At 60.0% G+C, this 13,499-nt stretch carries 13 protein-coding genes; 5 read left to right on the top strand and 8 right to left on the bottom strand.

Annotated features, from left to right (window positions below):
- Positions 1-262: 262 nt before the first annotated feature.
- The 5 genes from E4O97_RS00855 (at position 263) to E4O97_RS00835 (ending at position 4,661) form a co-directional block, all read left to right on the top strand.
- On the top strand, positions 263-547 hold the full coding sequence (locus E4O97_RS00855) for a hypothetical protein (RefSeq protein ID WP_032881167.1): 285 nt from the start codon (positions 263-265) through the stop codon (positions 545-547).
- A 78-nt stretch (positions 548-625) separates the two neighbouring features.
- Entirely contained in the window at positions 626-790 is a 165-nt protein-coding gene (locus E4O97_RS00850; RefSeq protein WP_003187386.1) for a DUF1328 domain-containing protein, read from the top strand.
- A 2-nt stretch (positions 791-792) separates the two neighbouring features.
- Positions 793-1,260: an inhibitor of vertebrate lysozyme family protein gene (locus E4O97_RS00845; RefSeq protein WP_216090526.1), complete on the top strand. Its 468-nt coding sequence runs from the start codon at positions 793-795 to the stop codon at positions 1,258-1,260.
- 741 nt (positions 1,261-2,001) lie between these two features.
- The gene (gene gltP, locus E4O97_RS00840; RefSeq protein WP_005783475.1) at positions 2,002-3,333 is read left to right on the top strand and encodes a glutamate/aspartate:proton symporter GltP; all 1,332 of its coding nucleotides are present in this window, start codon (positions 2,002-2,004) and stop codon (positions 3,331-3,333) included.
- A gap of 98 nt (positions 3,334-3,431) precedes the next feature.
- Complete coding sequence (locus E4O97_RS00835; protein ID WP_005783476.1) at positions 3,432-4,661, top strand: spore maturation protein; 1,230 nt, start codon at positions 3,432-3,434, stop codon at positions 4,659-4,661.
- Between the two features lie 92 nt (positions 4,662-4,753).
- Here the strand turns inward: E4O97_RS00835 and E4O97_RS00830 are convergent, their stop codons facing one another.
- The 8 genes from E4O97_RS00830 to E4O97_RS00795 form a co-directional block, all read right to left on the bottom strand.
- Positions 4,754-5,365 (bottom strand): ABC-type transport auxiliary lipoprotein family protein, encoded by a 612-nt coding sequence (locus tag E4O97_RS00830; RefSeq protein WP_216090527.1) that lies wholly within the window; start codon positions 5,363-5,365, stop codon positions 4,754-4,756.
- Entirely contained in the window at positions 5,362-6,300 is a 939-nt protein-coding gene (locus E4O97_RS00825) for an MlaD family protein (RefSeq protein WP_248160757.1), read from the bottom strand. Before E4O97_RS00825 ends, E4O97_RS00830 begins: the two co-directional genes overlap by 4 nt.
- Position 6,301: 1 nt before the next feature.
- Positions 6,302-7,105: an ATP-binding cassette domain-containing protein gene (locus tag E4O97_RS00820; RefSeq protein ID WP_014716351.1), complete on the bottom strand. Its 804-nt coding sequence runs from the start codon at positions 7,103-7,105 to the stop codon at positions 6,302-6,304.
- On the bottom strand, positions 7,102-8,250 hold the full coding sequence (locus E4O97_RS00815) for an ABC transporter permease (protein ID WP_032878538.1): 1,149 nt from the start codon (positions 8,248-8,250) through the stop codon (positions 7,102-7,104). Before E4O97_RS00815 ends, E4O97_RS00820 begins: the two co-directional genes overlap by 4 nt.
- A 54-nt stretch (positions 8,251-8,304) precedes the next feature.
- A complete protein-coding gene (locus E4O97_RS00810) occupies positions 8,305-9,336 on the bottom strand; it encodes a DUF5924 family protein (RefSeq protein WP_005783485.1) in 1,032 nt (343 codons plus the stop codon).
- 69 nt (positions 9,337-9,405) lie between these two features.
- Positions 9,406-10,791, bottom strand: a complete 1,386-nt coding sequence (locus E4O97_RS00805) for a pitrilysin family protein (protein WP_078822730.1) — start codon at positions 10,789-10,791, stop codon at positions 9,406-9,408.
- A 58-nt stretch (positions 10,792-10,849) separates the two neighbouring features.
- Complete coding sequence (locus E4O97_RS00800; RefSeq protein ID WP_005783487.1) at positions 10,850-12,508, bottom strand: Na/Pi cotransporter family protein; 1,659 nt, start codon at positions 12,506-12,508, stop codon at positions 10,850-10,852.
- A gap of 212 nt (positions 12,509-12,720) precedes the next feature.
- A complete protein-coding gene (locus tag E4O97_RS00795) occupies positions 12,721-13,488 on the bottom strand; it encodes a TerC family protein (RefSeq protein WP_005783489.1) in 768 nt (255 codons plus the stop codon).
- Positions 13,489-13,499: the final 11 nt, after the last annotated feature.

The raw sequence follows: 13,499 nt of genomic DNA, 5'->3' as shown, positions 1-13,499 counted from the left end.
CGGCTGATAGCCTTTTTGTGCGTTATCGCGACTTCGGCAACTGAGCGTGCGCTTTCGATCCCCTGACCCGACCACTGGCCATCGTGCATTTCGCACGGCATCTAAAGAGGCATCGTGCAGGATGCTGGGTGCAACATCCTTTCATGTCACATAACTTATTGATTTTATTGTGTTTTATTTTGCAATAAAGCTGGCACGCAGTCTGCAATATCCCTCCCAAGAGTGTCATGAACGAATAATCAGAATGCGGGAGAACAGCAGCATGACTCGCCAAAGCCTCAGCCAATTGCGTGTATCGCCGCTGCGTATGCAGCAGGGCCTGTTTGCCAGCCTGGCCTTGATGGTCACGTTGATTGCCGGCCAGCAGATGCAGCACTGGCAGCAGAGTGAGCAGCCAGCCCCGCAATTTGAGCGTCCGGTGATGACCCAGAACCATTTCCGTTCCATTGGCAGCGCCAGCGCTAATGTAACTGCCCCGCAATTGAGCTTGGTCGATCAGGATTCCACCCTGGATGAACTGCCTGCTCAAGAGCGCTGGGTGTTCTAGGCAAGAACAAGTCGCTTGTGTTGAGCGACTGCACGGCACTACCGCTGTTACCCCTATAGAAGCATAAGGAGAATCACCATGTTGAGTTGGGCAATCACATTTCTGATCATCGCCATTGTCGCTGCAGTCCTGGGCTTCGGTGGTATCGCTGGCACCGCCACCGGCATCGCCAAGATCCTGTTTGTCGTCTTCCTGGTGATGTTCATTGCTTCGTTCTTCTTTGGTCGTAAAGGCCGAGGTTGAATATGACCACTCTGCCGTTTAAAGCCTTGGCTGCCGCCCTGCTACTGGGCGGCAGCGGCCTGGCGATGGCCGCCAATGACGGGCAATCCCGGGCGAACGAATTGCTCAATTCGGATCCGCAATACCGTGAAACCTGGCAAGGCGTGGTGAAGAAAGAAGAGCGTCTGCCGGAATGGGTGATGAACCTGTCCGGCACCGCTGAGCAAATGAACGCTGTCGAGGAAGATGGCGACAAGTACTTGGTCGGGCCGCTGTGTGAAACCGCGGATACCTGCCGGAGCAAGCGTTTGATCGTGGCCTTCAGTTTCGATAAGGAAGATGCCTACGCGATGTTGGTGGAAGTCCCAGCCGGTTTGCCGGCCGACAAGTCCCCGACACGGCATGCCGATTACCGTTTCCTCGGTAAGCCGGATGAAGGCATGCAAAAGCTGTTGATGGAACAACTGAAGAAAGATCCGAATTGGTACTAGGTTCCGTCTGAGACGGAGCCAGCGTCCATAGAAAGAAGCCCCTGCGCTTCTTTCTGTTTGCATCACTCGCCAAGGGTGGTGCATGACCAGGGGGCCGGGTTGCTCTGATCGATCAAGATCGGCGTGACCTACGGGCACAGGGAGTGCCTGCGAAAGGGCCGGGTTAGGCGAAAAGCTGCGACGCAAGTTCACAAGTCCTCAAGCTTGCTGAACTTGCGGCGGGCTTATGACTCTCATGCCCGCGCTTGGCTCTCGCTTCATGGCTCTCGCTTTATGCCTCTCATAGTCGCAATTTTGCTTTTTGCCTCTCGCCAACCATTACCGGGTATGTCGACGCGACCATCTATCGAGAAATTTTCAGACGCGCCATAGGACATTTCCGGTGCTAGGTGATGGATTTCTCACGCATTTCTGCCAAACGTTGCAAGTCGTTCAGTATCACTGAGCGAGCCTGATTTGGCCGCCTCACGGCATATTCACCCGCCTGAATGGCGTATTCGAACTGACCGTTTGGACAATTATTTTCAAAAAAAGCCATGCCGATTCGGCATAGGGTAGGCGTTTACGGCATTAGACGTCGCTCCCTTGCATGGGAATAGTTGCGCCTTTTTTCGCCTACCAGTAAGCCATTTCGGCCACGCTGCGGTGACCTTCCATGGAGGCTGATGCACACACTTTTTCGCTTTCGAGCGTTGCAGCTGGCGCATTTGCCATAAGTCCACTTGAAGTAAGGGTAATGACATGAAGAAGGCAAAGCTAAGCCTCGCCTGGCAGATCCTCATCGGTTTGGTACTGGGGATCGCAATCGGTGCAGTGCTCAACCATTTCAGTGCTGAAAAGGCCTGGTGGATCAGCAATGTATTGCAGCCGGCAGGCGATATCTTTATCCGCCTGATCAAGATGATCGTGATCCCGATTGTGATTTCCTCGCTGATCGTCGGCATTGCCGGTGTGGGCGACGCGAAAAAGCTCGGTCGCATCGGCGTCAAAACCATCCTTTACTTCGAAGTGGTCACTACCATCGCCATCGTGGTTGGCCTGCTGCTGGCCAACCTGTTCCACCCGGGCGCCGGCATCGACATGAGTACCCTGGGTACCGTCGACATCTCCAAGTACCAGGCCACCGCCGCCGAGGTGCAGCATGAACATGCGTTCATCGAAACTATCCTCAACCTGATCCCATCGAACATCTTCGCGGCGGTTGCCCGTGGTGAAATGCTGCCGATCATCTTCTTCTCGGTGCTGTTCGGCCTGGGCTTGTCGAGCCTCAAGCCTGAGCTGCGCGAGCCGCTGGTGACGATGTTCCAGGGCGTGTCCGAGAGCATGTTCAAAGTCACTCACATGATCATGAAGTACGCCCCTATCGGCGTGTTTGCCCTGATCGCGGTGACCGTCGCCAACTTCGGCTTTGCCTCCCTGCTGCCGCTGGCCAAGCTGGTGATCCTGGTTTACGTCGCCATTCTGTTCTTCGCCTTCGCGGTACTGGGCCTGATCGCCCGTCTGTTTGGCTTCTCGATCCTGAAAGTGATGCGCATCTTCAAGGATGAGCTGGTACTGGCTTACTCCACCGCCAGTTCCGAAACTGTGCTGCCCCGGGTGATCGAGAAGATGGAAGCCTACGGCGCGCCGAAGGCGATCTGCAGCTTCGTGGTGCCGACCGGTTATTCGTTCAACCTCGACGGTTCGACCCTGTACCAGAGCATCGCGGCAATCTTTATTGCCCAGCTGTATGGCATTGACCTGTCGATCGGCCAGCAACTGATGCTGGTTCTGACCCTGATGGTTACCTCCAAAGGTATCGCCGGCGTGCCGGGTGTGTCCTTTGTAGTGTTGCTGGCTACCCTGGGCAGCGTGGGCATCCCGCTGGAAGGCTTGGCGTTTATCGCCGGTGTCGACCGTGTGATGGACATGGCGCGTACCGCACTGAACGTGATCGGCAATGCCTTGGCCGTATTGGTCATCTCCCGTTGGGAAGGCATGTACGATGACGCCAAGGGCGAGCGCTACTGGAACTCCCTGCCGCACTGGCGCAGCAAGGAAGCGTTGCCAGCCGGCGAGACTACTCGCGGCTGATAGCACGATTGCGCTGACACGAACCCCGGATAATTCCGGGGTTTGTCGTTTCTGTCAGCCCCGCTATCATTCGCCCCATCTTTCGGGGGATTCAACTGATGCTAAATGGCCTGTGGCTTGGCTTCTTTGTCGTGGCAATGGTGTCAGCACTGGCGCAATGGCTGGTGGGCGGTAACGCCGGGATTTTTGCGGCGATGGTCGAAAGCATTTTCGCCATGGCCAAATTGTCGGTGGAAGTCATGGTGCTGCTGTTCGGCACCCTGACCTTGTGGCTGGGCTTTTTGCGCATCGCTGAAAAAGCCGGGATCGTCGATTGGCTGGCCAAGGCGCTCGGCCCGTTGTTTCGAAGGCTGATGCCGGAAGTGCCTGCCGGTCACCCTGCCATCGGCCTGATCACCCTCAACTTCGCCGCCAACGGTTTGGGCCTGGACAACGCCGCCACGCCCATCGGCCTGAAAGCCATGAAGGCCTTGCAGGAACTCAACCCCATCCCCAACACGGCGAGCAACGCGCAGATCCTGTTCCTGGTGCTCAATGCGTCCTCGCTGACCCTGTTGCCGGTGACCATCTTCATGTACCGCGCCCAGCAAGGCGCCGCCGATCCGACGCTGGTGTTCCTGCCGATCCTGCTGGCCACCAGCGCATCGACCCTGGTGGGCCTGCTGTCGGTGGCGGTGATGCAACGCCTGCGGTTGTGGGACCCGGTGGTGCTGGCTTATCTGATTCCTGGCGCGTTGGTGCTGGGCGGCTTCATGGCGCTGCTGGCGACACTCTCGGCCACGGCGCTGGCCGGTTTATCCTCGATCCTGGGCAACCTCACGTTGTTTGGCCTGATCATGCTGTTTCTGGTGATCGGCGCGTTGCGCAAGGTCAAGGTGTACGAGGCCTTCGTCGAAGGGGCCAAGGAAGGCTTCGACGTGGCCAAGAACCTGTTGCCCTACCTTGTAGCGATGCTGTGTGCGGTGGGCGTGTTGCGGGCCTCGGGCGCGTTGGACTTCGGTCTGGAAGGGATTCGCCATGTGGTGGCCTGGACGGGCATGGATACACGGTTTGTCGATGCGCTACCGACTGCGATGGTCAAGCCTTTCTCCGGCAGTGCGGCACGGGCGATGCTGATCGAGACCATGCAGACCCAGGGTGTGGACAGCTTCCCGGCCTTGGTGGCGGCGACAATACAGGGCAGTACTGAGACCACCTTCTATGTGTTGGCGGTGTACTTTGGTTCGGTGGGCATCCAGCGCGCACGACATGCGGTGGGCTGTGCGTTGCTGGCGGAGTTTGCCGGTGTCGTGGCGGCTATTGCGGTGTGCTACTGGTTCTTCGGTTAAGCCTTAGATTGCTATCGGGGGCAAGCCCCCTCCCACATTTTGAATGCATTCGCAGATCAAGTGTGGGAGGGGGCTTGCCCCCGATGAGGCTGTCAGCGTTTAGAGGAAGCCTTGCCTTGCTGCACCACCCAATCCACCACCTGCTTGTTCAACTGATCCCCCGCCTTTCCAAAGGCTGCCACCACCGCCGGCACCTTGGTATCACCCACCGGCTGCCTTACCTCAAACCGCCGGCTGGCGATAATCCGCTGATCGCTGCCGCGCACCAAACGCGCATCCAGGCGAATCACCACCTCCACCGCGTCACCCCGGTATTCACTTTGAAACGCTTGCAACTGCCCGCCCAACTCATAGTCGGCTTGCAGGTTGGTCTCGTCGGTACTCAGCAGCGTTACCCGTCCATCGCGTTGGAAGCCGTCCAGCAGGCGGTTGCGTAAGAGTACCGGCGCCGGGTCGCTCCAGCGTGAGTTCGCATAGCTGCTGATCAGGTTGCCGTCAGGCACCACGGCAATGCGTGGACTGTCGAGAAACTCGCTGGTCTGGGGTTTGGCTACGCGCAGCGACCAACTCACCGGCGTGCCTTGGGTGGTTGGTTGGGTGGACACCAGGCGGTACACGTCTGACGGGTCAGGCTTGGGCAGGATCGAGCAGGCGCTGAGCAGTGCCAGGGCCACAGCGGCGATCATCAGGTAAGCACGCTTCATGGCGTGAACTCCTTGTTCTTGTCACTGCCCAGCAGGTAACCGCTGGGGTTGGCTTCCAGGCGACGGGAGATGGCGCGCAGCGAACCGAGGGTTTCACGCAGCTCACGCACCGCTGGCGCCAGTTCGTTGAGGCCCTGCATACCGCTGTTCACCGAGTCCTGGTTGTTGGTCAGCAAGCTGTTGATGGTGGCGGTGCTTTGTTCCAGGGATTTCATCGCCTGCTCGGCGCTGCCGAAGGCTTGCTTGCCTTGCTCGTTGAGCAGGCCATTGGCGCGGCGCATCAACACGGTGGTTTGTTCCAGCGCGGCACCCGCCTGTTTGCTCACCTGCATCAATTGCTGCATCACCACCTTGATGTCGCCGCGTTGCTCGGCGATGGCACCGGTGGTTTGTTGCAGGTTATCCAGGGTGTTGCTCAAGCGTTCGACGTTTTCCCGGGAGAACATGTGGTTGGCGTTGTGCAGCAGCAGGTTGACGCTGGTCATCAGGTCGTTGCTGTTATTGAGCAGGCGAGCGATGGGCGATGGCGAGGCGATGATTTCCGGCAGGTTGCCGCTCTTGCCCTTGAGTTCCGGGCTCTGCGGGGTGCCGCCGCTGAGCTGGATGATCGAGGTGCCGGTGATGCCGGTCAGCGCCAGCTTGGCCTGGGTGTCTTCCTTGATCGGCGTCTGCCCGGCCAGGCGGATGCGGGCGAGGACGCGACGCGGGTCTTTGGGGTCCAGGCGCAGGCTGGTGACGTCGCCTACCTTGATCCCGCTGTACTGCACCGCACTGCCTTGGGACAGGCCGCTGACCGCTTCGTTGAAGATCACTTCGTAATCCTGGAAGGCGCTGTCGACGCTGGATTTGGCCAGCCATAGGCCGAAGAGCATAGCGCCGACCACCACAATTACGCTGAACAGTCCGATCATCACATGATGGGCTCGGGTTTCCATGTCATACCTCGTTGAGCGATTGAGCGGCATCCAATGCCGCGCGGCCCCGGGGGCCGTGGAAATATTCGTGAATCCAGGCGTCGTCCGTTTCCGAGACGACATCGATGGCGTCGGCCACCAGCACTTTCTTCTGCGCCAGCACCGCCACGCGGTCGGTGATGGTGTACAGCGTGTCGAGGTCGTGGGTGACCAGGAACACGCTCAAGCCCAACGCATCGCGCAGGGTCAGGATCAGTTGGTCGAACTGCGCTGCGCCAATCGGATCGAGGCCAGCGGTGGGTTCATCGAGAAACAGGATGTCCGGGTCCAGTGCCAGCGCACGGGCCAGGGCCGCGCGCTTGATCATGCCGCCGGACAACGAAGCCGGGTATTTGTCGGCGGCCGACAGGGGTAGCCCGGCCAGGGCCAGCTTGACTGCGGCCAAGTGCTCGGCGTCGGCGCGGCTGAGGCCGGCATGTTCGATCAATGGCAGGGCAACGTTCTCGGTAACGGTCAGCGAGGAAAACAGCGCGCCCTTCTGGAACAGCACGCCAAAGCGCCGCTCCACCAGCGAGCGTTCGTGCTCAGGCAGGCTGGGCAGATTCTTGCCGAACACCCGCACCTCACCTTCGCTGGGCCGACGCAGGCCGACGATGCTGCGCAGCAGCACCGACTTGCCGCTGCCGGAGCCGCCGACCACTGCCAGAATCTCGCCTTTGTATAAATCCAGGTCGAGGTTTTCATGCACGCTCTGGCTACCAAAGCGGTTGCACAAGCCGCGCACTTCAATCACCGCCTCAGTGGGCGCACGGTGTAGACGACTCACCAGCCCATCTCCATGAAGAACATCGCGGCGACCGCATCCAGCACGATCACCACAAAAATCGATTGCACCACGCTGGAGGTGGTGTGCGCGCCGACTGATTCGGCGCTGCCGCTGACCTTGAAGCCTTCCAGGCAACCAATGGCCGCGATCAGGAAAGCGAAGATCGGCGCCTTCACCATGCCCACCAAAAAGTGCTGCACGCCAATGTCCGATTGCAACAGCGAGAGGAACATCGCCGGTGAAATATCCAGGGCCACCGCACACACCACGCCACCGCCGACAATCCCCGAGAGCATCGCCAGGAAAGTCAGCATCGGCAGCGCCACCAGCAGCGCCAGAACCCGCGGCAATACCAGCAGCTCCATCGGGTCCAGGCCCAGGGTGCGGATGGCGTCGATTTCTTCGTTGGCCTTCATTGAGCCGATTTGCGCGGTGAACGCACTGGCGGTACGGCCGGCGATCAGGATCGCGGTGAGCAGCACGCCGAATTCGCGCAGGAAAGAGAACGCCACCAGGTCCACGGTAAAAATCGTTGCGCCAAAACTCTTGAGCACGGTGGCGCCAAGAAACGCCACCACCGCGCCCACCAGAAAGGTCAGGAGGGCCACGATGGGTGCGGCATCGAGACCGGTCTGTTCGATATGGGCGACCATCGGCGTAAGGCGCCAGCGCTTGGGTCGAAACATCCCGCGGACGAAGGTCTCAAGGATCAGGCCAATAAAACCCAGGAGTTTCTTGGCGTCTTGCCAGACGGTGTCCACCGCGCGGCCGATACGGGCCAGCACCTGGATGCCGGCGCTTTCTTCCGGCTCTTTGAGCGGGACGCAAAAATCATTGAGGGAGCGGTAGACCGTCTTGAGCAGCGCCCGGTCGGCGGCCGACAGGCTGCAATCGGTCTGCTCGGCGCAGTGCTGGATGCGGTCGGGGCCCAGCAGCTCGACCAGCAGTGACGCGCCGGCGGTATCCAGCGCACCGAGGCCGTTAAGGTCGATTCGGGCGCCGGCGTCGTATTGGCCGTCGAGTGTGTCCGACAGCTTTTTCAGGTTGGCGTAGTGGGCAAGCGTCCAGTCGCCGGTAATCCGCAGCGAAGGCGGGGTGCTGGACGTATCAAGATGGGCTGCGCCGGCGGTCGTGCGAGTGGTCATAAGCTCCGAGCTTGTTTGGCTATCCACAATGGCTACGTAATAGCACGATCTGACCTACTTTGGGTTGTCCGCTTGTGCTGTGTCGATCACCTTGAAGCGCAAGACGCCGATCACTTGGCCGTCCTCGGTGAGGACCTGCACTTGCCAGCGCCCCGCTGCGTCGCCCGGGAAATTCTGCTTGTGCGTCCAGGCGCGATAGCCCTCCTTGCGCCCACCATGGATATCCAGAGCAATGCGGTCGACTTCCTTGCCGTTGAATTTCCACACATGGTAGATCCGCTCATCCAGCCCGCGTGGGGCGTTGATCGCGGTGTAGGCGTAGAGGCCACCGCTGCGCAACTGGTCGGCGGTGACCTCCTTGAGGTCATCGCCCGGGGTGCGATCCTGCAGTTGGGTGCTGATGGCGACTTCGGTCATCCACAAGGTGGCCGGCGGCACCCAACTGCGCAGGAACCAGCCGGCGCAACCGATCGCCGCCGTGACCCCCAGCAGCATCGCCCAGCCTTTGAGGCTGCGCAGCGGCAGGCTGACCGCCAGGCTCGGGATCGACAGCGCCATGGCCACGCCCAGCGCCAGCTTGTAACTCTGGGCCGTGGTCAGGTGCATGATAATCGGCAGCGCGGTGAGCAATGCGGCAAACAAGGTCAGGGTGTGCAGGGCCAGGAACAGCGAGCGCTTGGGCGCCAGCCACTTGTAGTACAGCGGGTCGATGATCGACACCAGTGCCGCCGCGCCGAGCAGGCCGGTGAACAGCGATTGGCCGCTGTTCCAGGCAGTGGTGACGAAAAAGAAGGGCAGGACAAAGAACAGGCTTTCCTGGTGGATCATCTGCGTGGCATAGCGCAGCAGCGGTTCCGGGATCTCGCGCTTGAAGAGCTTGGCAAACAGTTGGGTGAAGCTGTTTTCCAGCATCAGCCACAACCAACTGACCAGCATGATGACGGCGATCCAGCTGGCCATGCCTTGCTGGCGGTCCACCAGGATGAAGCTGCCCACACCCGAGATAAAACCGCCGAGTGCAATTACCCCTGGGTAGCGCTTAATCAGTTCGAGGATGCGCTGGATTAGATGGGTCAGGTTTGGCATTCGGCGGTTCGCAGTCTTTGTAGGAAAAAATCCCAGACAGAATAACGTCTTAGCGCTGGGCTCGGTGCTTCATTCCATGATCCGTTGGCGATAACGCCGAACGCCAATCAACACTATGGCGATGAGCCCAAGAACGCCCGCACCTATCCAGGTCAGGGCGTCATAGCTCAACAACGGCTTTTCGATGCGCCAGTAGCCCGGTTGCTTGAAGACCTCGCGCATCGCCTGGTTGGTTTGCGAAAGGCTCACTGCCTTGATGCGCTTGACCGGGTCGCTGAAGCGGCCGTCAGCGTAGTCGCCGGCGGCACTCCAGTAATAATCGGCCAACGCACTGTTGCCCTGTACCGCCCAGGCTTGGCGAGCAATGGCAGCCTGCTGCAGGCGAGTGAACACCTTCGGGTCGAGGCCGTCCTTGAGCAGTTGTGCCTTGAGGTCTTGCAAGACCTGCTCGGCTTCAGGGAGATTTTCCCGTTCGAGGTCGGCGTTCAGGCTCAGGAAGCCTACGCCGCCGAGCACTTCGCGTTCGCTCCACGGACCGTAGGACAAACCATGCTTCAGACGCAGCTGTCGATACAGCGCCCAATCGAGATAATCCTTGAGCAGGTCGTAGGTTTCGTCATGCTGGTCGTCCAGCACCGGCTCGGGGAACAGCCAGTGCAGTTTGGCGCCATCGCCGACCCAGCCATGCACCAGGTCGCGCTGGCGGGCGGCGGTGTGCTGGATCTGCGGCAGCGGGCGATGCTCGCTCGGGTCTACCGGGTCGAGCTGGCCGTAGGTGCGTTCCAGGTAGGCTGGCAGCAGCTTGTCCAGATCGCCGACGACGATCAGGGTCATGTTGTTGGGCGCGTACCAGGCTTTGCGCAGTTTCTCCAACTGATCGCGGGTCAGGTGGCCGACCTGCGCGCGTTCGGCGCATTTGAGCCCCAACTCGACGGCTAATTGGTTGCTGGCGCTGTGGCCCAGGTCCTGGCGATCCAGCAAACGTTGCAGGTGCGAATAATGGCCGCCGTCTTCGCGCTCGACCACCTGCTTGGCGGCGTTGATATTGGCATCGGTCAACTGCGTGCGGGTCAGGATTGCCAGCAGCAGGTCCAGCACCTTGCGTTGGTTGTGCGCGGGGGCCTCGATGACGAATGTGGTGTCGGCGTTGCTGGTGTAGGCGTTCCATTCGCCGCCCAACGCTTGCATGCGGTCTTCGAGGTCGCCTTCGCCACCGCCGTCGATGCCGCTGAACAGCAGGTGTTCGAACAGGTGGGGAAGCTCTTTGTCTTCGCAACCGAAATCATCCAGGCCCACGCCGACCACCAGGCGGATGGCCACGTGCCCGCGTTCGGTGCCCGGTTTGAGCAGCAGCTGCAGGCCGTTGGGCAAGGTGTAGCCCTCGACTTGCTGACGGTCGAAGGCAAAGGTGTGTGCCGATCCTAGAAGCAGGCAGGCGAGTAACAGGCGACGCATAACAAGCTTCCTGGCGAGTGAGGTCCATTGTTAACTGACTTCACTGGCCGTCGTACGTTCAGGGCGAATGGGTGATGTCGGCAATATCTTCGGTGGAGAGTGCGCCAGTGTCGGACGTTTCCAAGACTACATAAGCGCTGCTGCAAAACAACGAGTTCAAGCGTTTCATGTCGGCGATCAGCTCCAGGTGCAGGGAGCTGGTTTCCAGGCTCTGTACGATTTTGCGCTGCAGGCGGCTGACATGGGCGTGAGCCAGGCGACGTTCCTGGGCGCGGAAGCGGCGCTTTTCACGCAGCAATTGGCGAGCGCTCTCCGGGTCGCCGCTGAGGAACACCGACAGACCCAGGCGCAGGTTGGCGATCAGCTGGCTGTGCAAACCGCTGAGTTCTTCCAGGCCCACTTCGGAAAATTGCCGCCGCTGCGAGGTTTTCTGCTGCTGGACCTTGCGCAACATGCGTTCGATCAAGTCACCTGCCAACTTCAAGTTGATCGACAGCTCGATGATCTCAGCCCAGCGGCGGTTGTCTTGTTCGCTCAGGTCTTCACGGGGCATTTGCGCCAGGTAGAGTTTGATCGCGCTATAGAGCGCCTCGACATCATCGCTGAGGCTGCGCATTTGCTGGGTGATTGCGGTTTGATTACCGCGCAGCACCTCCTGCATGGAGGTGAGCATATTGTCGATCAGGTCACCCAGGCGCAGGGTTTCGCGGGCGGCGTTGGCTAAGGCCAGGCTCGGCGTGGTGAGCGCGGCCAGGTCGAGGTGGCGTGGTTTGGCCTTGCCATTGGTTTCTTCGCGCTCGGGCAACAGCCAGGCGCACAGCCGCGCCATAGGGCCAATGGTGGGCAGCAGAATCAAGCAGCGCGTGACGTTATAGAGCAGGTGAAAGGTGATGACCATGCCTTGTGCGCTGTAATCCAGACCGTCCATCCAGCCCACGAGCGGGTCAAGCACAGGAATGATCAGCAACAGGCCGATCAGTTTGTACAACAGGCTGCCCAGGGCCACTTGGCGGCCGGCGGTGTTTTGCATGCTGGTGCTTAGAAATGCCAGCACACCGCTGCCGATATTGGCGCCGATCACCAGGCCGATGGCCACGTGCAAACCGATCACGCCGGCGCCGGCCAGGGTGGCCGTAAGCAGCACGGCGGCGAGGCTGGAGTAGGAAATCATTGCGAACAGCGCGCCGACCAAGGCGTCGAGCAAGATATCGCCGGTCAGCGAGGCGAAGATCACCTTGACGCCCTGGGCATGGGTGATGGGCCCGGCGGCCTCGACGATCAATTGCAGCGCAAGGATGATCAGCCCAAGGCCGATCCCCACCCGGCCCAACTGCCCTGCCCGCGTCTGTTTGCGCGACAGGAAGAAAATCACCCCAAGGAAGATCAGCAGCGGCGACAGCCAGGACAAGTCGAAGGTCAGCACCCGCGCCATCAGCGCGGTACCGACGTCGGCGCCAAGCATGGTGGCCAAGGCCGGTGTAAGGCTCATCAACCCCTGGCCGACAAAGGAAGTGACCAGCATCGCCGTGGCGTTGCTGCTTTGCACCATGGCGGTCACCAGGATCCCGGCGATAAAGGCCAGCCAGCGCTTGGACATGTTCTGCCCGATGACTTGGCGCAAGTTGGAGCCGTAGACCCGCAGGATGCCGGTACGGACGATGTGCGTGCCCCAGATAAGCAGGGTCACGGCGGAAAGCAGATTGAGCAGGGTCAGCATGCTCGGCCCCCCGTGTGGGTGCGCTCCAGGAGGAGCGAAGGAAAGTTACCGCGTGCCGTTCTACGTCTTGTACTTAAGCTGTAGTTGGCGAATGGGCTCTGCGCCAGCATCGCATAGCTAAAGTGGGGATTGAAACAAAACTGTCATGAAATCAGCTTTTTGGCAGACGAAAAAATGGGGCGCAAGCGCCCCATTTCAGCAGCGGGTCAGGTTTATTGACCCGGAATGTCTTTACGCAGTTTCACTGGATCCTGCTGCTTCTTCTTTTTCGCGATGGCGGTACGCATCTTGATGTTCACCGCTTCCACTGCCAGCGAGAACGCCATGGCGAAGTAGACATAGCCTTTTGGCACATGCACGTCGAAGGATTCGGCGATCAGCACGGTACCCACCACCAGCAGGAACGACAGCGCCAGCATTTTCAGCGACGGGTGCTTGTCGATGAACTCGCTGATGGTGCCGGCAGCCAGCATCATCACCAGTACGGCCACGACGATTGCAGCTACCATCACCGGCACATGGGAAACCATGCCGACGGCGGTGATCACCGAGTCCAGGGAGAACACGATGTCGATGATGGCGATCTGGATGATGGTGTAGATGAACTTGCCACCGGCGCCTTTGGGCTCGTCGTTGGTTTCGTCTTCCCCTTCCAGGGCGTGGTACATCTCCTGGGAGCTTTTCCACAGCAGGAACAGGCCACCGAAGAACAGGATCAGGTCACGGCCGGAAATGCCCTGGCCAAACACCACGAACAGGTCGGCGGTCAGTTGCATGACCCAGGTGATCGACAGCAGCAACAGGATGCGCGTGACCATGGCCAGTGCCAGGCCGAAGATCCGGGTGCGCGCCTGCATATGCTTGGGCATGCGGCTGACCAGGATCGAAATCATGATGATGTTATCGATGCCCAGGACGATCTCGAGAGCCGTCAGGGTGAAGAAGGCAATCCAGATTTCCGGATTGGTCAGCCATTCCATGTGTATTCCTT

The organism is Pseudomonas sp. W15Feb34 (assembly GCF_023127765.1).
Classification (GTDB): Bacteria; Pseudomonadota; Gammaproteobacteria; order Pseudomonadales; family Pseudomonadaceae; genus Aquipseudomonas; species Aquipseudomonas synxantha_A.
Note: the sequence above shows the minus strand (reverse complement) of the source record. Positions and strands in the feature narration are given on the sequence as shown.